Source organism: Acinetobacter sp. CIP 102529 (assembly GCF_000368325.1).
Classification (GTDB): Bacteria; Pseudomonadota; Gammaproteobacteria; order Pseudomonadales; family Moraxellaceae; genus Acinetobacter; species Acinetobacter parvus.
This window is the reverse complement of record NZ_KB849353.1, coordinates 249,320-270,872: the sequence shown is the minus strand read 5'-3', so window position 1 is coordinate 270,872 and position 21,553 is coordinate 249,320. Positions and strand designations below refer to the sequence as shown.

The 21,553-nt window shown below is 43.3% G+C and carries 20 protein-coding genes and 1 pseudogene; 7 read left to right on the top strand and 14 right to left on the bottom strand.

Annotation, left to right across the window (positions count from 1 at the left end):
* Positions 1-30 precede the first annotated feature (30 nt).
* Entirely contained in the window at positions 31-732 is a 702-nt protein-coding gene (locus tag F972_RS02170) for a TetR/AcrR family transcriptional regulator (protein ID WP_004756169.1), read from the bottom strand.
* Between the two features lie 121 nt (positions 733-853).
* Between F972_RS02170 and F972_RS02165 the strand changes: the two genes are divergently transcribed.
* The 4 genes from F972_RS02165 to F972_RS02150 all read left to right on the top strand — a co-directional run bounded on the left by F972_RS02165 (position 854) and on the right by F972_RS02150 (position 4,907).
* Positions 854-2,308: a coniferyl aldehyde dehydrogenase gene (locus F972_RS02165; protein ID WP_004763752.1), complete on the top strand. Its 1,455-nt coding sequence runs from the start codon at positions 854-856 to the stop codon at positions 2,306-2,308.
* A gap of 168 nt (positions 2,309-2,476) precedes the next feature.
* Complete coding sequence (gene rpmB / locus F972_RS02160) at positions 2,477-2,713, top strand: 50S ribosomal protein L28 (RefSeq protein WP_004649871.1); 237 nt, start codon at positions 2,477-2,479, stop codon at positions 2,711-2,713.
* Between the two features lie 12 nt (positions 2,714-2,725).
* A complete protein-coding gene (gene rpmG, locus F972_RS02155) occupies positions 2,726-2,881 on the top strand; it encodes a 50S ribosomal protein L33 (RefSeq protein WP_003654787.1) in 156 nt (51 codons plus the stop codon).
* Between the two features lie 310 nt (positions 2,882-3,191).
* Positions 3,192-4,907 carry a cation:proton antiporter gene (locus F972_RS02150; protein WP_004763750.1) on the top strand — a complete coding sequence of 572 codons (1,716 nt, stop codon included), beginning with the start codon at positions 3,192-3,194 and terminating at the stop codon, positions 4,905-4,907.
* Between the two features lie 56 nt (positions 4,908-4,963).
* On the opposite strand, the gene F972_RS02145 is transcribed toward F972_RS02150, so the two are convergent.
* The 12 genes and pseudogenes from F972_RS02145 to F972_RS02090 form a co-directional block, all read right to left on the bottom strand.
* The gene (locus F972_RS02145) at positions 4,964-5,242 is read right to left on the bottom strand and encodes a hypothetical protein (RefSeq protein WP_004674593.1); all 279 of its coding nucleotides are present in this window, start codon (positions 5,240-5,242) and stop codon (positions 4,964-4,966) included.
* 112 nt (positions 5,243-5,354) lie between these two features.
* Positions 5,355-5,858, bottom strand: coding sequence for a DUF6586 family protein (locus tag F972_RS02140; protein ID WP_004674592.1), 504 nt, complete (start codon positions 5,856-5,858; stop codon positions 5,355-5,357).
* A gap of 116 nt (positions 5,859-5,974) precedes the next feature.
* Complete coding sequence (locus F972_RS02135) at positions 5,975-7,033, bottom strand: RNA-guided endonuclease InsQ/TnpB family protein (RefSeq protein ID WP_034426780.1); 1,059 nt, start codon at positions 7,031-7,033, stop codon at positions 5,975-5,977.
* An 89-nt stretch (positions 7,034-7,122) separates the two neighbouring features.
* Positions 7,123-7,504, bottom strand: a pseudogene (locus F972_RS02130) (ASCH domain-containing protein).
* Positions 7,505-7,510: 6 nt separating this feature from the next.
* Positions 7,511-7,756 (bottom strand): RNA recognition motif domain-containing protein, encoded by a 246-nt coding sequence (locus tag F972_RS02125; RefSeq protein ID WP_004680554.1) that lies wholly within the window; start codon positions 7,754-7,756, stop codon positions 7,511-7,513.
* A gap of 61 nt (positions 7,757-7,817) precedes the next feature.
* Positions 7,818-9,797, bottom strand: a complete 1,980-nt coding sequence (locus F972_RS02120) for an ATP-dependent helicase (protein ID WP_004680555.1) — start codon at positions 9,795-9,797, stop codon at positions 7,818-7,820.
* Positions 9,798-9,919: 122 nt separating this feature from the next.
* Positions 9,920-10,492, bottom strand: coding sequence for an HdeD family acid-resistance protein (locus F972_RS02115; protein ID WP_004674586.1), 573 nt, complete (start codon positions 10,490-10,492; stop codon positions 9,920-9,922).
* A 178-nt stretch (positions 10,493-10,670) separates the two neighbouring features.
* On the bottom strand, positions 10,671-11,429 hold the full coding sequence (locus F972_RS02110) for a hypothetical protein (protein WP_004680557.1): 759 nt from the start codon (positions 11,427-11,429) through the stop codon (positions 10,671-10,673).
* Between the two features lie 88 nt (positions 11,430-11,517).
* Positions 11,518-14,157 (bottom strand): type I DNA topoisomerase, encoded by a 2,640-nt coding sequence (gene topA / locus F972_RS02105; protein WP_004763747.1) that lies wholly within the window; start codon positions 14,155-14,157, stop codon positions 11,518-11,520.
* A 33-nt stretch (positions 14,158-14,190) separates the two neighbouring features.
* The gene (locus F972_RS02100; RefSeq protein ID WP_004680560.1) at positions 14,191-14,640 is read right to left on the bottom strand and encodes a hypothetical protein; all 450 of its coding nucleotides are present in this window, start codon (positions 14,638-14,640) and stop codon (positions 14,191-14,193) included.
* 72 nt (positions 14,641-14,712) lie between these two features.
* The gene (locus F972_RS02095; protein WP_004680561.1) at positions 14,713-15,657 is read right to left on the bottom strand and encodes a PIN domain-containing protein; all 945 of its coding nucleotides are present in this window, start codon (positions 15,655-15,657) and stop codon (positions 14,713-14,715) included.
* 15 nt (positions 15,658-15,672) lie between these two features.
* Complete coding sequence (locus F972_RS02090; RefSeq protein WP_004674576.1) at positions 15,673-15,918, bottom strand: SlyX family protein; 246 nt, start codon at positions 15,916-15,918, stop codon at positions 15,673-15,675.
* A 32-nt stretch (positions 15,919-15,950) separates the two neighbouring features.
* Here F972_RS02090 and F972_RS02085 point away from each other — a divergent pair, with 32 nt between their 5' ends.
* Positions 15,951-17,858 (top strand): ATP-binding cassette domain-containing protein, encoded by a 1,908-nt coding sequence (locus F972_RS02085; protein WP_004756180.1) that lies wholly within the window; start codon positions 15,951-15,953, stop codon positions 17,856-17,858.
* A 2-nt stretch (positions 17,859-17,860) separates the two neighbouring features.
* Positions 17,861-18,793, top strand: a complete 933-nt coding sequence (locus F972_RS02080) for an LpxL/LpxP family acyltransferase (RefSeq protein WP_004762173.1) — start codon at positions 17,861-17,863, stop codon at positions 18,791-18,793.
* Between the two features lie 259 nt (positions 18,794-19,052).
* On the opposite strand, the gene F972_RS02075 is transcribed toward F972_RS02080, so the two are convergent.
* A complete protein-coding gene (locus F972_RS02075; protein ID WP_004674563.1) occupies positions 19,053-20,186 on the bottom strand; it encodes an endonuclease/exonuclease/phosphatase family protein in 1,134 nt (377 codons plus the stop codon).
* Between the two features lie 202 nt (positions 20,187-20,388).
* On the opposite strand from F972_RS02075, the gene asd reads away from it, so the two are divergent.
* Positions 20,389-21,507: an aspartate-semialdehyde dehydrogenase gene (gene asd, locus F972_RS02070; protein WP_004674561.1), complete on the top strand. Its 1,119-nt coding sequence runs from the start codon at positions 20,389-20,391 to the stop codon at positions 21,505-21,507.
* The last annotated feature ends 46 nt before the right edge of the window (positions 21,508-21,553 follow it).

Genomic DNA, 21,553 nt, shown 5'->3' with positions numbered 1-21,553 from the left:
CTTTTTTGCTTATGACTAAATAGGTGAAGCCTACTCATCGTCGTCATTTTTAAGGTTGGAGAGGCTGGCAAACAATTCTGATGGACCGAGTGAGCGCAGTAACTGCTCGTAGGTCTGACGGCTTTCCCCCATTAAATATGGACCTTCCAGGAAAACCATTTGACGCAGTGCCTGCCAGACCCACTTTTCCTCCAGACGGTTGTTGTCACTGATATGGCCCGACATATACAAAAAGTTGGTCCAGTTGGTCAGCACAATCCAAAGGTTGATGATCAATGCCTCAATTTCCGAGTCCGTCATTTTCATCAGGCCAGCATCCACGAATGCACGGTAAATTTTCTGGCCCTGCTGCATCACCTGTCCAGCAAAGCGAGGATAAATCTTTCGGAAGTCATCATTGTTTTCAACAAGATGATAGACATCACGATGAATAAAACGATAAGCCCACAACTGGTTGCTCAACACCTGAAAATACCTGATTTTGTCATTGGCATTTAAAGGTCGATCTGTTGGTAATGCCAACATTTCCAAAGTTTCAGCCTGATATTGCTGTGCTAATTCCTTAATAATTTCCTGCTTGTTTCTAAAATGATAATACAGGTTGCCTGGGCTGATCCCCAGTTCAGCCGCAATGTGGTTGGTTGTGACCAAACGCTCGCCACGCTCATTAAACAGCTGCAAACTGATTTGCAAAATTCGATCTTTGGTTTTGTTCGGTTTAGCATGCGACATTGATTTTAACCATCTATAACATTATCAATAGGTTATAAAACAAACCTATAAAGCGACTTGACACTTTAGAGTATTTACTCTAAAAATTAAAAAATAATAAGCTTTTTTTTGGTCTACTCCTATGAACAGTCAAACAAAAACAACCGCGATGACACCTCGTGTCGATGTGCAACGGTTACATGATTTGCTTGAGCAGCAGCAAGCAGCCTACCAACGCCATCCTGTACCAAGCGCCAAAGAACGTATTGAACGCTTAGCCCGACTTAAAAACATCTTGGTAAAATATCAAGATCAATTTGCGAACGCAATCAGTCAGGATTATGGCAACCGTGCCATTATGGAAACCAAGATTGGTGAAGTTCTTACCTGTTTAGAACATATCAAGTACTATAGCAAGAACCTGACTGAATGGATGCAGCCCTCTAAGCGCCACATCAGCATGTTACACCAACCTGCAAAAGGCTGGGTACAGTATCAGCCATTAGGCGTGATCGGCATTATTGCACCGTGGAACTATCCACTGCTGCTTTCAGTTGGCCCACTGATCTGTGCATTGGCTGCGGGTAACCATGCCATGATCAAGATTTCAAGTGCATCATCAAACTTCGGTTATGTGCTTGAAAATGCCCTTTCTGAAGCATTCCCTCAGGAACTTGTGAGTGTTATCAATGGTGGTGGCGCGATTTCAGATGCCTTTAGTCATTTAGCATTTGATAAATTAATTTTCACAGGTTCAACCTCTGTCGGCAAAACCGTGATGGCTGCCGCTTCACAGAACCTTGTTCCTGTAATTCTGGAACTAGGTGGAAAATCGCCTGCTCTTGTACATTCGGCAATGAATATTCGTGATGTGGCACAACGTATTGCGGTAGGCAAGCTCTGGAATGCAGGCCAGACCTGTGTTGCGCCTGACTATATGTTCCTGCCTAAAGGCAAGACCGCAGAGTTCACAAAACACTATCAGGATTTTGTGAACACCATGTACCCAACACTGCGTGACAACAAGGACTATACCTCTATTGTCAATGACAAGCAGTACAACCGTCTGCAAGGTTATCTGGAAGATGCACGTGACCAGGGCGCAAGTATTGTTGAGTTAAACAGCAAAAATGAGCCTTTAACTGAGGTCCGTAAAATTGCCCCTACACTCTTGACGGGTGTGACCACCGAAATGGACATCATGAAGAATGAAATCTTCGGCCCTATTCTGCCTATTTTAGAATATGAGCACATTGAAGACGCGATTCAATTCATCAACAGCCGCCCACGTCCATTGGCTTTCTATTATTTTGACATTGACAGCGCACGTGCGGACTATGTTGCTGGACGCACCCATTCAGGACACTTCGGTATCAATCAGGTACTGACCCATGTGGCACAGGATGACCTGCCATTCGGGGGTATCGGTGCGTCAGGTATGGGTAAATACCACGGCAAGGAAGGCTTTTTCAGTTTCTCACATGAACGCTCAGTGATGTCTAATCCAGTCAGTCCAAAACTGTACAGCCTCAAATTTATTTTGCCGCCGTACAATAAAGCAGCGCACAAACTGCTTTTGAAAACCCTATTTCGTTAAGCTGATCAAGGCATGATCTATTACACGATATCATGCCGTGTTTTTACTAAATTCGCTTGTCTTTTAATCGTATTTTTGGTATAAAACGCCCCTTGAATGATTTCATCCGTTTACTTGAATGGCTAGTTGCACGAAACCGTGCTGTATGAACTAGCAATGGAGTTCACCATGTCTAAGGTTTGCCAAGTTACCGGCAAGCGTCCAATCGTTGGTAACAACGTATCGCACGCAAACAACAAAACCAAACGCCGGTTCGAGCCGAACCTGCACCACCACCGCTTTTGGTTAGAAAGCGAAAAACGTTTTGTACGTCTTCGCTTAACCACTAAAGGTATGCGTATTATTGATAAATTGGGTATCGAGAAAGTTGTTGCTGATCTCCGTGCTCAAGGTCAAAAGATCTAAGGAGTCTGAGCAATGCGTGATAAGATTCGTCTCGTTTCTACAGCTGGTACTGGTTATTTCTATACCACAACTAAAAATAAACGTACTATGCCGGAAAAGATGGAAATCAAAAAATTTGATCCAAAAATCCGTCAACACGTAATCTTCAAAGAAGCTAAAATTAAATAATTTTAGTTTTCTTAAAAAACGGCTTCTTTTGAAGCCGTTTTTTATAGTCAAACTACTTTATTATCCATACAGGATTCGAAAAAAACTCGAAATAATTCATCGACTGAGTTGTATTAGTTTTATAATGATTTGACTATATTGCCTAAAAAATGCTATTAATAGTAAGAAATGAGTTACATGATTTTTTTTGATCATTAAAAAAATTTTCATCAACAAATTCGATTTTACTTGTTACAATTTATGCGCTGTTTTCTTGGCATGTTTTATGCTCATTTATTTCTACCTTAACCGCAACGATTAAGGAGCTTCGATGCCACATGATGTTGATTTAATTATATTACTTGCTGTTGGCTTTGGTATGGCTCTTATTTTTGGCTATATCGCAGCACGTTTACGCCTACCTCCTTTGATCGGTTATTTAATTGCGGGCATTATCATTAGCCCAAATACACCAGGTATCGTCGGTGACATTCATCTCGCCAACCAGCTTGCAGAGCTAGGTGTTATGTTTTTGATGTTTGGTGTGGGAATGCATTTTTCCCTCAATGATTTACTTCAGGTGCGCCGTATTGCCCTACCTGGTGCGATTCTACAAATTGCGGTTGCCACCCTGCTTGGTATCGGTGTTTCCATGTACTGGGGTTGGAGCTTCGGTTCAGCGCTCATCTTTGGTTTAAGTTTATCGTGTGCCAGTACCGTGGTCTTGCTCAAGGCACTGGGTGATCGTGGGCTACTCGACTCGGTCAATGGGAAAATCGCAGTGGGCTGGCTGTTGGTTGAAGACCTTGTCATGGTTCTCGCCCTGGTTCTTTTACCTGCAACCGCCATGTTACTGGGCGGACACGCCTTGCCTGGTACAGACACCTCACAAAGTATCTGGCTGACCATTGGCATTACCCTACTCAAAGTCACAGGCTTTATTGCATTTATGCTGATTATTGGTAAACGTCTTGTCCCAATGATCATGCAGTTTGTTGCCCGTTTAGGTTCCCGTGAGCTCTTTACACTCACCGTGGTTGCTGCCGCAGTTTCAATTGCCTACGGTTCCTATGCAGTTTTTGGCGTTTCCATGGCACTTGGCGCTTTCTTCGCGGGTATGGTGGTGAAAGAGTCCGACTTTAGCCATCGTGCAGAAGAGGAAACCCTACCATTACGTGAAATCTTCTCAATTTTATTCTTTGTCTCAGTTGGGATGTTGTTCGATCCAAGTATCCTGATTGAAGAGCCTTTTCGTATTTTGGCTGTGATTGCCATTATTATGGTGGGTAAAACTTTGGCTGCGATAGCACTGGTTTTATTCTTCCGTTATCCGATCAATACAGCATTAACGGTCGGTGCCAGTTTGGCGCAAATCGGTGAGTTTTCATTTATCCTTGCGACACTCGGCTTATCACTAGGTTTACTCACCCCTGATGCACAGAACCTGATTCTGGCGGGTGCGCTGTTCTCCATTACCCTCAACTCATTTGTGTTCTCAGCCATTGAACCTGTTCAACGCTGGATTCGGGAGCGTTCGCATTTAGCACGGTTATTAGAGCGTAGTGCTGACCCACTGGCCATGCTGCCAGATGAGGTGGATCAGGCTTATTTACGTGATCAGGTGGTGATTATTGGCTATGGAGGCGTAGGTCGCCGTATCAGTGAAAACCTGATACAGCAAAACATCAAGGTGGTGATTGCTGAAGAGAACCGTGAGATTGTGGAAAAACTGCGTTCTCAAGGCATTGCCGCGGTCAGTGGTGAGGCAACTGAACCCAATGTGCTAATTCAGGCCCATATCCAGCATGCACGCCTACTAGTCATTTCCCCAATGGATATTCTGGATATTCACCGTATTGTTGATATTTCCAAACAGCTTAACCCTGAGATTCAGGTGCTGATCTGTGCTGAAAGTAAGGAAGAGGCTGCCGTGATTCGGCAGGAAAACCTGGGTGAAGTATTCTATGCCAAGGAAGAAATGGCAAAGAATATGAGTCATCATATTTTGAACCAGATTGAACTCGCACACCAATACCCTGCACATTAAGCATTTTCAGGACAATAAAAAAGCGTACCCAAAGTACGCTTTTTTAACATTCAGCATTAGCTGAAATGGGTAGGTTGTTCATCCACAATCTCGGCCTGCAACTCATTCATCTGCTTTTCCAGCAAACCAAACAGGGCTGCCTGAATCATATGCTGTGCAACCATTGGTGTCTGTTCACCTAAAATTGCCTTAACTTCATCACTAAACTGTATCTTCACCAAAGGTTCCTGTTCAGAACCCGCATTACGCAAAGCAAGTTCGCCACCTTCAAGTTGAACCAATTCCAGTATCGCTTCCTGATTACCGAATAACTCTTTTAACTGTTGCATTGACATATATTTTCTCCATGCTTCAACATGGTGGCAAAGTACCCTTGCACTTTGCGCTCTCACGTCTTATCTATATGAGTCCTGTTTGCGCAGATTTCAAGTCTAAGATCAATTCAGGCTAGAACTCAACCATCTCGTTACGAAAACCATCAATTAAATGGCTTAACTCACGATGCCATTCTCGTAATATTTTCGCATCGGGTAACCATGCTTGAGGACTTTGAGTCACTTTAATAATCAAATTCGATGAAGTCTCATTTTCAGGTTCTGGTGCTGTTGGCTCAGGTGCGTATTGACACATGCGGTAAGCACGTTTTAATTCGGCAATAAAGCCATCTTTCGCCAGTTGCTGCAACACAAGCACTTCTGGCGACACCTGCCCCTTGTCCGCCATGTGTTCCTCAATGGATTTAAAGGTCGGCTGTAAATCATTTAAGCGGTAGTAGCGCACCAGTTCCTGCAAAAAAGCTAGAATCGCCCCGTGCAAATGGAAAACCGCAGCTTCACGATAGGCCTGTGCCTGTTGGATATGTTCAGTTTGCTCAGCTTGTTGACATGCGAGTCGGGCAAAATACAGTTTTTGATTGGTGCGATCAGCATGGTAACGGGCAACACGGGACATAACGATAACCTATAAATCAGGTAGGAGTGAATCAGATTGTAAAATGAATTATCTCAAAAACAAAAGCGATCTTTCAGATCATTCATGCAATTCAAGAGTTTGACATCCTCCCCGACCTAAAGGACGGGGATTCCTACTGCTAGACGCTCATGTCCGAGCGCAAGAATATTCAGTGCTGAGTTTATATCTCGATTATGGAGCGTACCGCACTCCATGCACTGCCATTCTCTTATTCCAAGACCTGTCCTACCTTTCGGACTACTACAGCGTGAGCCACAGCACGAACACGTTTGGGTGGTATAGGCCTCATTGACTTCTTCATACCATGCCCCTGCGTTCTCGCATTTATACTTAAGCATGGTTCTTAGTGTTGTCCAACTTGCATCTAGCACTGATTTAGCTAATTTAGTTTGTGCGAGTGCTTTGGCATTCACATTGCCAACGAAGATTGCTGCATGTTCATTCACCAGTTTATGGCTGAATTGATGCAGCATGTTTTGACGTATATTTTTAATCTTGGCGTGGATTGCTTTGACGCGCTTTTTATTTCTAGCTCGTTGGGCTATGCCAAGTTTTTGTTCATATTGGCGATAGATTTTAGGGGCTTTGAGTTTCACACCATCTGAGCATGTTGCAAGGTCTTTTAGCCCTAGATCAATGCCAATGGCTGTGCTTGATGTTGTTTTCTCTATCTTTGGTGCTTCTACAACTAAACAGACATACCAACGCCCACGACTATCCTCTACAAACGAGCCTGTTTTAACATTGTATTTGCTTAGTCCGTAGCTGTCCCATAGTTTGAATTGGTGCTTGCCGTATTGAACATAGCCATCAGCATATTTGATTGCTACTTTCTTGAACGGTATCCAGCCCAATGAACGCCTAGCTGATTTTTTATTGCTGACTCGCCATTTCAGTTTTGCTTTTTTGAATTGCTTGCGTCTTGTCACTAATTCTTCTGTGACCGCCTGAATCGTTTGGCTATGCAAATTACATTCTTTCGATGTGCCTTTTGTGTATTTGGCAATGTCGTATGCTGAAAAGAATTGTTGTTTGCGTTGTAGATGCTTGAAACACAAATCATTGACATAATTCCAAACAAAGTTTACCTCCAACGCTAGTTGGTCTAGCATCTTGCAATGTTTGTCTTTTATTCGTAATTTGAGTGTCTTCATACAATTATTTTAACCGTATTTTTCTTAATAGTGATTATAGCAAAAGTATTTAAAACGACATTTCATGTCGTATGGCTTACGCCAGTCGCTTATATCCTCGGGCTAAACCCCGAGGTTTTACGCTCCAATGGATAAAGCTTTATTTTAGCCCTTACTTCAAGTGGCTGTAATAATGGACGAACATTATTGATCGCCCAGGCATAATATCCATCTGCCCAATAAGATGCACATGCAGCATTCATTTCGTCTGGCTGCCACGGATGCGCTGATTGAATGTCAATCAGCACCACTGCCAATCCCGCTTCCTCATCACCATCATTCAAAAGGAAGTTTTGATTCTCAACAATGACCAGGTTTTTTAATGAAAAGCTTTTCAAGTTGCCATGAGCGAACCTCCAGGGTCTTTAGCCCTTGTGCAATCCGCCCAACATTCGGTGTGACAATAGATAACGTGGTATATTGCTTTAATATCTGGATTTAGGCTTTGTCTTCCGCTATTTTCACACGGATACCAGCGCCTTTCACTTTCAAGGTATTTAGGCCTTTAACAGCCTTAACCGCCTCACGTGGATTTGGCATTTCAACAAAACCGAAACCTTTCGATTTACCCGTTGCTTCGTCTTTGACCACGACACAAGACTCAACTTTTCCATATGCTTTAAATAAGTCGAGAATTTCCGCATCAGTCACATTACGGTCTAAATTACGAACTAAAATTTTCATGCTAAAACCTAAAAGATGATTCACGCTTAAATAGGCGAATCAAAAAATCAATCTGGGTAGTTTAATCGAAATCAATGCCAAAACCTAAATTGTTTGCAACACGATATCGAGTCTGTGATTGTCCAAAACTTTGCGGAATTTGCCGATGAATCTGAACATCGACTAAATGTTGAGGTAAATCATTGAGGAAGTAACTTTCTATTTTTCTTCCTAACTCATCATATTGATCTTGTGACCATAAATTTAAGTTTTGTTTGGTTAAAATCAACTCATTTTCTGCACGCGTCAATGCGACATACAAAACACGTCTCTCCTCTTCGACATCGTTAAAATCACCCTGCGCCCGTGCATGTGGATATTGATTGGGAGATACATGTGGAACATAACAGACTTTTTGTTCAGCACCCTTAGCTGAATGGATGGTAATCAATGTCACCAAGTCCTGATCTGGAGTTTTATCAATTTCTGAAACTGAAATCGGATCAAGTACATATTCCTCAAGGAATTCTCCAAGCGAACTGTGCTTGCGTGCCAGTTGTTTGACTAGGTCAAAGTCTTTGACACGGCGTGTCCAGTCTTTAGCTTTATAATTATTTTCCAGCTGTTCATTCAAGGCATCCAGTGCCAGTCCAATGCAGGCTTCGACATGCTGTTGCAATACATCCAGTTGCATCAAGATTAAAATCGCTTGTTGTGGTACTTTGCCATGTCGTTCCAAACGCTGGCAGCGTGCCTCAATATCAGGTAATTGAATCAATTCCTGCGCCAATTTGCTGGCACCGACATCACCCACCCCATCCCAGAGCGTCAGGAAACGCATCCAGGCCAGATCATCCTGTGGATTGACACTAACGCGAAGCAAGCTCAACACGTCTTTGACATGCGCTGATTCAAGCAGCTTCACTCCACCAATAAAACGATATGGAATATTTGCCGCAATTAACGCTCCCTCAAGATAACGACCGCTAAATCCTGAACGCAACAGAACCATGTGTTCAGCCCAAGCAGCACCTTGCAGATGTCGCTGATTTAAATCCTGAACAATCCAGTTGGCTTCTTCAAACTCATTACTCAAGATATGCAGTTGTGGTTTTAAACCTTGACCACGATAGGCCTGTAAATGTTTGCCATACTCAATCGGACTTTGTCCCAGCAACCAGTTGGATAGATCCAGAATGCCTTGTGTGGAACGATAATTCATTTCCAGCGTCAGCACTTCAGCATCAGGTACACGCTCTTTAAAGTGATGAATATTTTCAAAGTCAGCGCCACGGAAACCATAAATGGATTGTGCATCATCCCCAACACAAAATAGCTTAACCTTGCCAATCAAAGGTTGTAGTAAGTCCCATTGCAGGGGGTTGGTGTCCTGCATTTCATCGACTAATAGTGCCGAACAAAAGCCTGTGACCCAATTCACCAACTCAGGTGAACTTTGCAAATGCACCGCAACAATCGCCAGAATATCGTCATAATCCAAGAAATTACGTTCCTGCTTACGCTGTTCGTAGGCTTTCATCAATTCAGCAATTTGTGTTTTATATTCGATGGCTTGAGGCAACTGCTCAACTAAAGCATCCGACAGCTTGGTTTGTGTATTACGTGCATAGGAATATAGATCGCAGAGTTCAGCCGCTTTGGGTAAGACATTGCCCTTATCCTTACCGCGCAACAGGCGAAACATCAGCAACTGATCATCCCGATCAATAATACTAAACTGTGTGAGACCAAAGGCTTTAGGATTGCGGCGCAATAAATACATACAAAAGGTATGAAAGGTCGAAGCTCGTAGCCCTTTGGCTTGTGCGCCCATATGCTGTTCAACGCGGGTCACGATTTCACTGGCTGCACGACGGGTAAAGGTCAGAATCTGGACCTGTTGCGCTGGCAAACCTTGATCAATTAAATACGCTGCCCTTGCCACAATGGTTTTGGTCTTGCCACAACCTGCCCCTGCCAGCACCAGACAGTTTTGTGCTGTTGCGGTGGCAGCCCGTTTTTGTTGTGGATTCAGTTCATCAATTAGCTTGGCAAGCGTCATAAAAGCAATCAATTAAAAGCGAAGTGCTATTTTAACAGACTAAAAGTACGAGAGATATTTTCTGCTACAAAACAAAAAGAGCATGTGTGACACATGCTCTCACTTGTCAAATGAATCATGAATTAAACTGTGGTTGAACTATGGGGTAACTGCTTAATCGCTCCTGCAAAACTCAGATAGTTGATTCCCTGAAATAAAATATCAATTGCAAGGAACATTCCCAATACCCAGAACGGTGAATCAGGTGATGATAAAATCAGGATACCTGTTAAAAGTGTTAATACACCTGAAAACAACACCCATCCCCAGCCTGAAATCGGCCTCAGGATAAATGCGTTTACGCTACGGATAATCCCCGCAATAATTAAGGCAACTGCCAAAAAGCTGGTCAACACAACAGCGGTTATCACAGGTGTGGTAAAGGCAAAGTAACCTGCCACCAAATACAACACACCAAACAACGCCCACAACCAGCGTGTACCGCCCTTAAACACCGTAAATGCCGCAACAAAATGCAGGATACCACCCAGCATCATCAATACACCGAACAGCAGTACGGCAGACAATGTTGCGAATGGCAAAGCAGCTAAAAGAATCAAACCGAAAACAACCAACAAGACACCCAATAACAGATACCATTTACGATCAGCGTGTAGCTGATTGCGAATCAGATCGTTACCCACCGTTTTCATCATGATTTACTCTTTTATCATCAATGTGCTATGTATATATTGAGCGTGTTGTAGACCTAATTCTGTATAAGTCATGTTGAGAATTCATAACAAAATGTTGAAAAACCTGTGTTTTATTCCATAATTTTTTATTGAGCTTGTTGTTTTGCAAGATATGGATAAGTCAAAACTTATCCACAATTTACTTGATCCAGCCAATTTCCTGAGCAGTCAGTACACTGATCACGGTTTGTTCCAAATCATTCGGCATTTTACTTTTATGTTCGGACAATGGAATCCGTCCGCCCATAATTTCAGCTTCGGTTTGTGGATAGAGCGGCTGTTTATCTGCCTGTGCATAGCCAATCGGGAAAATAGGTTCACCATTGGCTAAGTTATATTTATCGGTAGCGCCAAAACCATGCAATAACTCATGTACCAATACCACATTGTTTTGCTGTGTCTGTTTAGCTGAGGCAAACAGATTGACTGAACCAATGCGTCCACGTTCCAGCGCAGTTGAATGCTTGAGTTCCCGATTTTGCTTCGGATCATAGAAATTCAGATATAAAGTTAAACTCGGTGAACCATCAATCGATTGATGCTGCCTCCATCCATAAAATCTAAACTTTAGACTCCATAGAATATTATTCAGAATACTTGGCTGCTCAGACATCTTCGGCGGTGCTTGCTGTAGTTCCCGCCCAATCTCGATCATAAAGTAACTGCTTTGCCCTCGATATTGCTGGCTATTTTTTTCCAGATAATGTTTGACTTCATAGAAATCATCCAACTGCAATTGCTGGATATATTTTTGGGTAGAGGGTAAACCATCAGCGTTGATCGGATGCAAAAGAATATTTATCGGCTGATTCCAATCCTGATTTTGATCACGATAAGCATTGACTGCAACAATCAATAACACCAGTAGTAAGCAAGCGACTCGAATATTTTTCCACATGCATTTCACCCCAATCAAAATTAATTTTTCTTTTTATTTGTTCAATAAAAAATGCCAGCAATCGCCAGCATTTTTTAAACTTTAATGTTTAAGCTTCTACCCATTTCCCATCTTGGAACACCAGACTCCACTTGGTTTGCTTGCCTTCAGCGGTTTCAGAACCTACATATTGTGCTTGATTCTTACGGCTGAATTTCACGACCGTTGGATTACCTTCTGGATCAACATCTGGTGCTTCTAACAAGAACTGATACTTCGGATCAAGCTGCTCAGCCACACTGCGTAATTCAGCCACTTTTGGTGCACGGGTCTCACGAATTTTCGGAAATTTGCTGGCTGCTAAGAACAGACCTGCCGCACCATCACGCAATACAAAATAATCATCGTGTTTGGTTGAGCGTAGGTGTTCCATTTTGATTGGGTCAACACGCGGTGGTGCAGGCTGACCATTCTTCAACACTTTACGGGTATTATCACAGCTTGAGCAGGCAAAATATGGACCAAAGCGACCTGTTTTAAGCTGCATTTCGCCATCACATTTATCGCATGGAATGGTTGGGCCATCATAACCCTTTATCTTAAATTCACCTTCTTCAACTTCGTAGCCATCACAGTCTGGATTATTACCACAGACATGCAGTTTACGGCCACCATCCACCACATAGCTGTCCATCGCTGTACCGCATTTAGGACAGCGATGTTTTGACATCAAGTCTGCTGTTTCAGCACCATCATCATCAGACAATGCAGCCAAAGACTCGACAGGCGTTAAGTTCAATGTACCTTTACAACGTTCTTTTGGTGGCAGGTTATAGCCAGAACATCCTAGGAATACACCTGTTGTGCCTGTACGAATCTGCATTGGGCGAGAACATTCAGGACAAGCCACATCTGCAACTTCGATAGGTTGATTACGGCGCATACCGTTCTCACCTTGTGCATTAGTCAAACGCTTTTTAAAGTCGCCATAGAATGTATCCAGTAATTCTTTCCAGTTACGCTCACCTGTCGCCACACGGTCCAGTTGCCCCTCCAAATCTGCGGTAAACGCATAATTCATCAGGTTGTTAAAACTTTCATCCAAACGGTCAGTCACGATCTCACCCATCTTTTCTGCAAAAAGACGGCGATTTTCCAGTTTTACATAACCACGTTCTTGAATAGTTGAAATAATCGCAGCGTAGGTTGATGGACGACCAATACTGCGTTTTTCCAGTTCCTTAACCAAAGATGCTTCGGTAAAACGTGCAGGTGGTTTGGTAAAATGCTGGCTTGGGTCAAGTTTTTCCAACTTAAGCACTTCGCCCACTTTTACCGCAGGTAATAAAATATCATCATCAGATTTATTGGCACCACGAACACGAGTAAAACCATCAAATACCAAAGTACGGCCTTTTGCCTTTAACTCAACATTCGCCGCTTCAACCGTTAAGGTTGAAGATAGGTATTCTGCGGGGGTCATCTGACAGGCAACAAATTGTCGCCAGATCAAGTCATACAGACGCTGTGCATCACGCTCTACGCCCGCCAGTTTATCGCCTGTCAATCCTACATCCGATGGACGGATTGCTTCATGCGCCTCTTGCGCACCCGCCTTGTTACCATAACGGTTTGGTTTGGCTGGGACATATTTTTCACCAAAATTTTGCTGGATATAGTTACGCACCATATTCACCGCATCATCACTCAAAAAGGTTGAGTCAGTACGCATATAGGTAATAAAACCACCCTCATACAAACGCTGCGCCAGCATCATGGTTTTCTTCACTGAAAAACCTAAACGTGTGCTGGCTGCCTGTTGCAGGGTCGAGGTGATATATGGCGCACTTGGATTGACCTTGGTCGGTTTATCCTCACGCAGTGCCACCTTATATTCGGCATCTTTTAATACGTTTAACAACGCATCCGTTTCTGCTTTATTCTTGAGTTTAAGCGTTTTACCTGCCTGCTTAACCGCCTCTAAGCGAATTTCTTCTTTCTTTGATAGCGTGTCTGCAAAAACCTGCCAATATTCTTCTGGGATAAAGGCACGGATTTCACGTTCACGTTCTACCACCAGTTTTACCGCAACCGATTGAACACGGCCTGCCGATAAACCACGGGCAATTTTCTCCCACAGCAATGGCGACACCATAAAGCCCACCACACGGTCAAGGAAACGGCGTGCCTGTTGCGCGTTGACACGGTTTAAATCTAGACGTGTTGGCTGTTTAAATGCTTCCTGAATGGCATTCTTGGTAATTTCGTTAAAGACCACACGATGGTAACGGCTATCATCACCACCGATCACTTCCCGTAGATGCCATGCAATTGCCTCTCCTTCCCTATCCAAGTCCGTTGCGAGATAGATGGCATCCGCATCTTTAGCGAGTTTTTTTAGTTCGGCAACCACATGTTCCTTGCCAGGCAGTACTTCATAATGGGCAATCCAGTCATGTTCTGGATCGACACCCATACGGTTGATCAGGGCAGATTGTGCTTTTTGTTCTTTTTCCGCTTCGGTCAGTTTGGTACGGGTGGCAGGCTTCTTTTCAGTCGATTTTGCACCGCCACCTGTAGGTAGGTCACGCACATGACCGACCGATGACCTGACAATAAATTGTGAACCCAAATATTTATTAATGGTTTTCGCTTTTGCAGGCGACTCCACAATCACTAAGGCACGTTTAGTTGCAGCAGAGTTAGAAGCTGCTGTGCTTTTGGAAGCAGAGCGTGGAGTATTCGCCATAATAAATCGTTTTTCCTATAATTAATCAAATAATTAGCGCTGAGCTAATTCATGTAAATATGCTTTCATTGCTTCAAGCTGAGTGGCTCTTAAATCAGTTTCTTCATCCCAATATAGCCCGACACAGTTTGCTTGCATATCAATAGCATAAACTCCTTTTAATGCAATGGGTAAATCATTAAATTTCTGATCACCCTGCACCACCTGAAGTTTTCCATCCACCACGCGCGCGCGCATGAGTGCCAAACGTGCATCTGGAATCAGTACACTATAATAAGCCACCATGCTGGCACGTTTTTCGGATGCCATTGGAATCTTTGTCCATTCAGGTGCCACAATCAAACGTGGATGCAGCCCCATTTTACGCGCCTGCTCACGCATCATGCCAAGCGCCTTTTCCCGTGGACTGACACGTAAGCCAAAAATAGAGCCAAGTACAAACAGTACAATCGCAACCGTGATCCAAATTCCAATATTACTCATAAAGCCGCCTAAAACTTCCTTTTATTAGCGTTACATAAGTTTAAGTTAAAAGGCAAGTTGATCACATTATATTTATTTTAGCATTGCCCAAAGGTCGATATTATTTTGTAAATAAACAGGTTTATTTTCCTGAATTTGAACGATTTGATACTTTTTCAGCAAATTTAGCATATGTGTAATTTGCGCTTGGTTTTCAAACTTCAATGCTGCCTTGATTGAATTAGATAAGGTTTCTAACTTTGAGGGTTTGTTATTGTTGACTTTGGATAAATAGTCACAGTATTGCTTGATATGCATCAAATGTGGACGTTCTTTAATATATGCCATTGTCATTTTATCATCATCACTTACTGCTTTTGTTCCATTGACTTGTAGAAACTTTTTCATTTGTTTTTGATGATATTCAAGTTTATTCTGCTTGATTGAAACCATCTGTAATTTTTGTAAATCAAGTAACATATCTTCAGCTTGTTGTTGATTTAAACTACACCAGGACATTAATGATTTCAGCAACGATTTGCTCTTTTTGGGCTGATTTTTAAGTAAAAGTTGCACAGCCTTATGTATAGCATCATCTACAAAAGTCACTTGTAATGGGTTGATTTTAGTTTCAATCGTTGTGACAGCTACCTCAACCATTTTCTTAGGTTCAGTTAATTGCTGTTTGAGTTGTGCCGATTGAATTCCCACTTGTTCAAGTAACTCAACTGCATAAGACATCGCTGCATCATTTGACATGACATCAATTGAGCTTCCTTTATCTAACTGAGCAGACAAACGCCCAGCTATGAATGTCAAACCAAAGTCAGCAGAATTTGCACCTGTTTTAGGCATTTTAATGATGAGCAAGCGTTTATCTTGTATGGCAAGACTGAGTTCCATTAAATCATCTAGTGCAATATTTAAATGTGAATTTGCATAAACCAAAATCACTTGACTGTATTGTTTTAATAGAAAGTTTAATTCACGAACTTTTTTGGGTTGGTTTTCGATATCCAATAATAATATGTTCTGCATATGACCTATCATATTTTAATAATGTGGTGGTTTATTACTCATGGGATCAAAAGCGGCTATTCCCTCAGACAAGTCAGATGCCTCAACACGCTGGTACAACAACTGCATCTGTTTTTTTAAATCAGCAATTTCACGCGTCTGAATGGCGAGCTGTTGATTCAATTGCTCAACTAAATCATCCAAAAATGCAATTCGCACTTGCAAATCTTCAATGGGTGCGGAAAATGACGCGTGATCATCAAAATTTTTTGGTTTAGTCATTTCAGACCTCATCTGAGCTTTTAGGAAACATTATGGCCTATATTACTTTAAGGGATGTCCATCTCGCATTTGGCGGACCTGCCCTACTCGACGGCGCGAACTTTAATCTGGAGCGTGGCGAACGAGTCTGTTTAATCGGTCGTAATGGCGAGGGTAAGTCTACTTTATTAAAACTGATTGAGGGAAGCTTATTACCTGATACAGGTGAAGTTTCGATTCAAAATGGTTTAACTGTTTCAATGTTAGCCCAGGACGTGCCGATGGATTCAGGCAAAGTGGCCGATATTGTTGCTGATGGCGCAGGCGAAGCTGCAACCGTACTCAAAGACTACCATGAAGCAAGTGATGCCTGTGTATTAGGCGATATGGAAGCCTGTGACCGTATGGGCATGCTCCAGCACAAACTCGACCAACTGGATGGCTGGGCACTGGAAAACAAGGTCAATACCATTTTGGGCAAAATGGGGCTAGACCCAAATGCCGATCTGGCTGACTTGTCTGGTGGGCGTAAGCGTCGTGTCTTGCTTGCCCGTGCCCTATTAACCCAGCCTGATGTGTTATTACTGGACGAACCAACCAACCATTTAGATGTAGAAAGTATTGAATGGTTAGAAAAGTTCCTGCTCGACCAGAATAATCTAACTCTTTTATTTATTTCACATGACCGTTCCTTTGTTGACAGCATTGCAACACGTATTGTTGAACTTGATCGTGGTGTTTTGCGTGGTTATGAGGGCAATTATTCACGTTACCTCGACCTCAAAGCTCAGCAAATGGAAGCAGAAGAAAAACAAAATGCTTTATTTGACAAAAAGCTTGCTGAGGAAGAAGCCTGGATTCGTCAAGGCATCAAGGCACGCCGTACCCGTAACGAGGGACGTGTCCGCGCCCTAAAAACCTTACGTGAAGAATCAAAAGCACGTCGTTCCCAACAGGGCAAAGTCAGCATGGCAACTCAGGAAGCCAATCGCTCAGGCAAGCTGGTGTTTGAAATTGAACATCTACGCGTCAGCTATAATGAACAACCTTTGATTAAGGACTTCTCCGCAATCGTGTTGCGTGGAGACCGTATTGGTCTCGTTGGTGACAATGGCGTGGGTAAAACCACCTTGATCAAGGCCATTTTAGGGGAAATCGAACATGGTGGTTCAGTCAAGACAGGTACACAGCTCGAAATCGCCTATTTTGACCAGTTACGCAATGCGCTAGACCTTGAAAAAACGGTGATGGCCAACGTGTCTGAAGGTTCTGATTTTGTGGATGTGAATGGTAACCGCCGCCATATCTATAGCTATTTACAAGATTTTTTATTCTCACCAGAACGTGCCCGTACCCCAGTAAAGGCACTGTCTGGTGGTGAGAGAAATCGCATCTTACTGGCAAAACTATTGCTCAAACCCTCAAACCTGATTGTGATGGATGAGCCGACCAACGACCTGGATATGGTGACACTTGAACTGCTGGAAGAAATGCTGTCTGAGTATAAAGGCACATTGTTACTGATTTCGCATGACCGTGCCTTTATGGATAACGTTGTCACTTCAACGTGGGTGTTTGACGGTAAAGGTAATATTGATGAATACATTGGTGGCTATCAAGATTACTTAGAACAACGTCCTGACCAGAAAGTGGTTGATCAGAAAAGTGATGTGAAAAAAGCACAAGCCAAAGCCGAAGCAGCGGCTGCCGCAGCATCGGCACCGAAAAAGGTCAAGCTGAGTTATAAAGATCAGCGTGAGTTAGAACAACTCCCTGCTGAGATGGAAAAGCTAGAAAAAGAACAAGCCGAACTTTCAGCAAAACTTGCAGATGGTTCTTGGTTTGTCTCTGACGCTAATGCTGCAACTTTAGCGAGTCAACGTTTAGCAGAAATTGAGGAATTATTGCTGGAAAAACTGGAACGTTGGGATGAGTTAGAAAACCTGTCAAAGGGCAACTAAACATGGGGCGAAAACAATACACCGCAGGAGAATTTCAATGGGAATTCTTACTGCCTAAATATTGGAAAATCTGGGTTGCCATCATCTTCCTTATGCTCTTGGCAATTTTGCCCTGGGCCATTCAATGGCGACTGGCACATGGTTTAGCAACGATATCTTGGAAATTACTGAAATCTCGGCGTAACACCACACTTAGGAATTTAGAGGTTTGTTTTCCTGAATGGTCGTCCGCCGAAGTTGAACAACAAGCCAAACAAGTTTTTGTGGATATGATGCTCGGCGTATTTGAAACGCTGAATGCATGGTATTGCCCAAAATGGTTTCAAGATCGACATAGCATCGAAGGTTTGGAACATCTCACTCAAGTCAAAGCAACTGGCAAAGGTGTCTTGTGTTTGGGGACACACAGTACCTTACTCGATGCAGGCGGTTATTTGTGTGCGCAATATCTACCTATTGAAGTGGTATATCGCCCTCAAAATAATCCAATGTTAGATATGTTGATTTATCGCTGCCGTGCCACGATTTATCAACATCAAATTGATCATGATGATATGCGGGGTTTAATTCGCCACTTAAAAGCGGGTGCTACCGTTTGGTATAGTCCCGATCAGGATTTTGGCTTAAAACAAGGGGTCATGGCACCATTCTTTGGCGTGCCTGCCGCTACCGTTACAGCGTATCGTCGACTCATCAAAATGTCGAAATGTGTTGCTATTCCGCTGTATTTTTATCGTTATGGCGATATTCGGAATCCGCAATATAAAGTTGTACTTGAACCTGTTGTTGAAAATATGCCAAGTGGAGATGAGGTGGCTGATGCTGTTCGCGTGAATAAGATTATTGAAGCCCAGCTTCGTATTGCACCAACACAATGGATGTGGTTCCACCGCCGTTTTAAAACTAGAGCTGAGGGTTACGAGAAAATTTATTAATAATTTGAAAAAATTAAAACCCGAGTTTCGCATCCTGCAAAGCTCGGGCAAATGAGGTTGTGCTTTCACAATATTTTTATTATCTTGCTTCCATAGCATGCATCATATCCATAATGCTTTTTCCATCTCAGCGTTGCTATCCTTAATCGAAAATCCTTTCCTGCATCCCTGTGCTGATGTATTTAGAATAAATCTTTTAAGCGACCATGACTATTCGCTGTGGACTGAAATCACTGTACGATAATGCTTACATGAGCGTTTAGTGCTTATTCTTAATGATTACACTTTTATGAGTCTGGGCAAGTTCATCCACCACCACTTTCCCCTCCTGCTCCGCTTTCGCTATACCCTCCTGAATCGCCTGCTGTGCCTCATCCTCATCACTTTCTGTCTGCTCCAGCTCTTGCTGCTTTTGTTCAAATATCCGTCCCGTTTGCAGCACCACATAGATTGGAAAATGGTCTGAACCAATATGGGGCAAACGCTTCATTTCAACCAGACCAAAGTCTGTACTGTGGAAAATATGGTCCAGCGACCAACGTAATAGTGGATAATCCGCATGAAAGGTATTCATAAAATAACGCCCCACACGCGGGTCAAGCAGACCACTGATCCGCTGGAACAGGCGGGTGGTTCTTGACCATGCCACATCATTCAGGTCACCCATCACAATACAGCTCTCATCAATATCCTTGATCTGGTCGCCCACAATCAGGAGTTCAGCATCCCTTAAGGTGGAATCCTTTGCCTCTGTGGGACTTGGCGGCTTTGGATGCAGACAGTACAACTGCACACTTAGCCCCGAACGCAGGCGTATTGTTGCATGGATGGATGGAGTTTCATCACTCAGGATGAATTTCACTTCGGTGTCCGCTAACGGCAAGCGGCTATATAGATGCATTCCATACAAATTATCCTGAGGCACTGCAACGCGGTAAGGATAATCCGCTTCAATCGGTTTTAATGCTTCCTGCCAAACCTGGTCAGTTTCCAGTGTCAGCACCACATCAGGCTGCAAACGATTAATCTGTTCCAGCAACAGGTGATATTTATGGTTCGGGGTCAGCACATTGGCGACCAGCAATGAGATTTGCTGCTCAACATTCAGTTGATCCTGACGCACATGCAAAACCTGCTTTTTCCAGACAGGTGTATAAGGCAGCACCATCTTAAGTTGGTAGGCAACCGCCGCAATCACACCCAAAAGCAGCAATTCCCTAACGGATGTCCACTCTGCATTAATAAAAAGCAGGCCAGCAAGCGCAACCAACCCCACGAACAGAATCTGTAATCTTGGAAAATCAGCCCCCCGAAACCACCACTCATCCCGTCGAATCAATGACCATCCACTCAACCAGATCGCCAGCACCGCACAAACCTCAATTGCTATCATTTTGCCCTACTCTTATTACACTTCATTGCTGATATTATGGATTTCTTAATCATATTATGGTCTTATCAATTTTCTATCTAATACAAACAAGTTATTCCACTCAAGAAAATTATGGTTTTATTTAGGTAAAGCTTGCAGTTGCAGGCACTTTTGATACACTCAAACCCCTTATAAAGTTTTTTACATACCGAGGCACAATGACATGAAAGTAGGTCTGGTCGGTTGGCGTGGGATGGTTGGTTCTGTCCTGATGCAACGTATGGTTGAAGAGAATGATTTTGCTCACATTGAGCCATTCTATTTTTCTACCAGTAATGCAGGTGGTGAAGCACCTGCATTTGGTGGTAAGACTGCCCCAGCACTTATGGATGCATCAGACATTAACAGCCTGAAGCAAATGGATGTCATTTTAACCTGCCAGGGCGGTGACTATACCTCTGAAGTTTTCCCAAAGCTTAAGGCTGAGGGCTGGGATGGTTACTGGATTGATGCCGCATCCACCCTGCGTATGGCGGATGATGCCATCATTGTGCTTGATCCAGTCAACCTGAACGTGATCAAGGATGGTTTGGTGAATGGCACTAAAACATTCGTTGGCGGCAACTGTACCGTTTCCCTAATGCTGATGGGCCTGGGTTCACTGTTCCAGAACAATTTGGTGGAATGGGCAACCTCAATGACTTATCAGGCCGCTTCTGGTGCGGGCGCGCAAAACATGCGTGAACTCATAACCGGCATGGGTTATTTGTATAACAACACCAAAGCGTTACTAGACGATCCAAAATCTGCCATCCTTGACATTGACCGTCAAATTGCTGATTTACAACGTGGTGAGGGTTTCCCTAAAGCCAACTTTGGCGTGCCGTTGGCAGGTTCCCTAATTCCTTATATCGACAAGCAACTGGAAAGCGGCCAGTCAAAAGAGGAATGGAAAGGTCAGGTCGAAACTAACAAGATCCTGGGTAACCAGCAAATCGTTCCTATTGATGGCCACTGTGTTCGTATTGGTGCAATGCGTTGTCACTCTCAAGCCATTACTTTGAAGTTGAAAAAAGATGTGCCACTTGACGAGATTGAGGACATGATCCGCAATTCAAGCCAGTGGGCAAAAGTGGTTCCAAATACCCGCGAAGCCTCCATGACTGACCTGACTCCTGTGGCGGTTACAGGTACTTTAACTGTTCCAGTGGGCCGTCTGCGCAAGCTGAATATGGGTAAAGAATACCTAGGCGCATTTACAGTGGGTGACCAACTGCTGTGGGGTGCGGCAGAACCGTTACGCCGCATGCTGCGCATCTTAGTGGAATACAAGAACGCCTAAGCAAAAAATAGATGAAAATCAAAAGCCGATCACAGTTGATCGGCTT

Coding starts and splice junctions, on each gene's coding strand:
- F972_RS02170 (WP_004756169.1), bottom strand. CDS start 732: ATGTCGCATGCTAAACCGAACAAAACCAAAGATCGAATTTTGCAAATC.
- F972_RS02165 (WP_004763752.1), top strand. CDS start 854: ATGAACAGTCAAACAAAAACAACCGCGATGACACCTCGTGTCGATGTG.
- rpmB (WP_004649871.1), top strand. CDS start 2,477: ATGTCTAAGGTTTGCCAAGTTACCGGCAAGCGTCCAATCGTTGGTAAC.
- rpmG (WP_003654787.1), top strand. CDS start 2,726: ATGCGTGATAAGATTCGTCTCGTTTCTACAGCTGGTACTGGTTATTTC.
- F972_RS02150 (WP_004763750.1), top strand. CDS start 3,192: ATGCCACATGATGTTGATTTAATTATATTACTTGCTGTTGGCTTTGGT.
- F972_RS02145 (WP_004674593.1), bottom strand. CDS start 5,242: ATGTCAATGCAACAGTTAAAAGAGTTATTCGGTAATCAGGAAGCGATA.
- F972_RS02140 (WP_004674592.1), bottom strand. CDS start 5,858: ATGTCCCGTGTTGCCCGTTACCATGCTGATCGCACCAATCAAAAACTG.
- F972_RS02135 (WP_034426780.1), bottom strand. CDS start 7,033: ATGAAGACACTCAAATTACGAATAAAAGACAAACATTGCAAGATGCTA.
- F972_RS02125 (WP_004680554.1), bottom strand. CDS start 7,756: ATGAAAATTTTAGTTCGTAATTTAGACCGTAATGTGACTGATGCGGAA.
- F972_RS02120 (WP_004680555.1), bottom strand. CDS start 9,797: ATGACGCTTGCCAAGCTAATTGATGAACTGAATCCACAACAAAAACGG.
- F972_RS02115 (WP_004674586.1), bottom strand. CDS start 10,492: ATGATGAAAACGGTGGGTAACGATCTGATTCGCAATCAGCTACACGCT.
- F972_RS02110 (WP_004680557.1), bottom strand. CDS start 11,429: ATGTGGAAAAATATTCGAGTCGCTTGCTTACTACTGGTGTTATTGATT.
- topA (WP_004763747.1), bottom strand. CDS start 14,157: ATGGCGAATACTCCACGCTCTGCTTCCAAAAGCACAGCAGCTTCTAAC.
- F972_RS02100 (WP_004680560.1), bottom strand. CDS start 14,640: ATGAGTAATATTGGAATTTGGATCACGGTTGCGATTGTACTGTTTGTA.
- F972_RS02095 (WP_004680561.1), bottom strand. CDS start 15,657: ATGCAGAACATATTATTATTGGATATCGAAAACCAACCCAAAAAAGTT.
- F972_RS02090 (WP_004674576.1), bottom strand. CDS start 15,918: ATGACTAAACCAAAAAATTTTGATGATCACGCGTCATTTTCCGCACCC.
- F972_RS02085 (WP_004756180.1), top strand. CDS start 15,951: ATGGCCTATATTACTTTAAGGGATGTCCATCTCGCATTTGGCGGACCT.
- F972_RS02080 (WP_004762173.1), top strand. CDS start 17,861: ATGGGGCGAAAACAATACACCGCAGGAGAATTTCAATGGGAATTCTTA.
- F972_RS02075 (WP_004674563.1), bottom strand. CDS start 20,186: ATGATAGCAATTGAGGTTTGTGCGGTGCTGGCGATCTGGTTGAGTGGA.
- asd (WP_004674561.1), top strand. CDS start 20,389: ATGAAAGTAGGTCTGGTCGGTTGGCGTGGGATGGTTGGTTCTGTCCTG.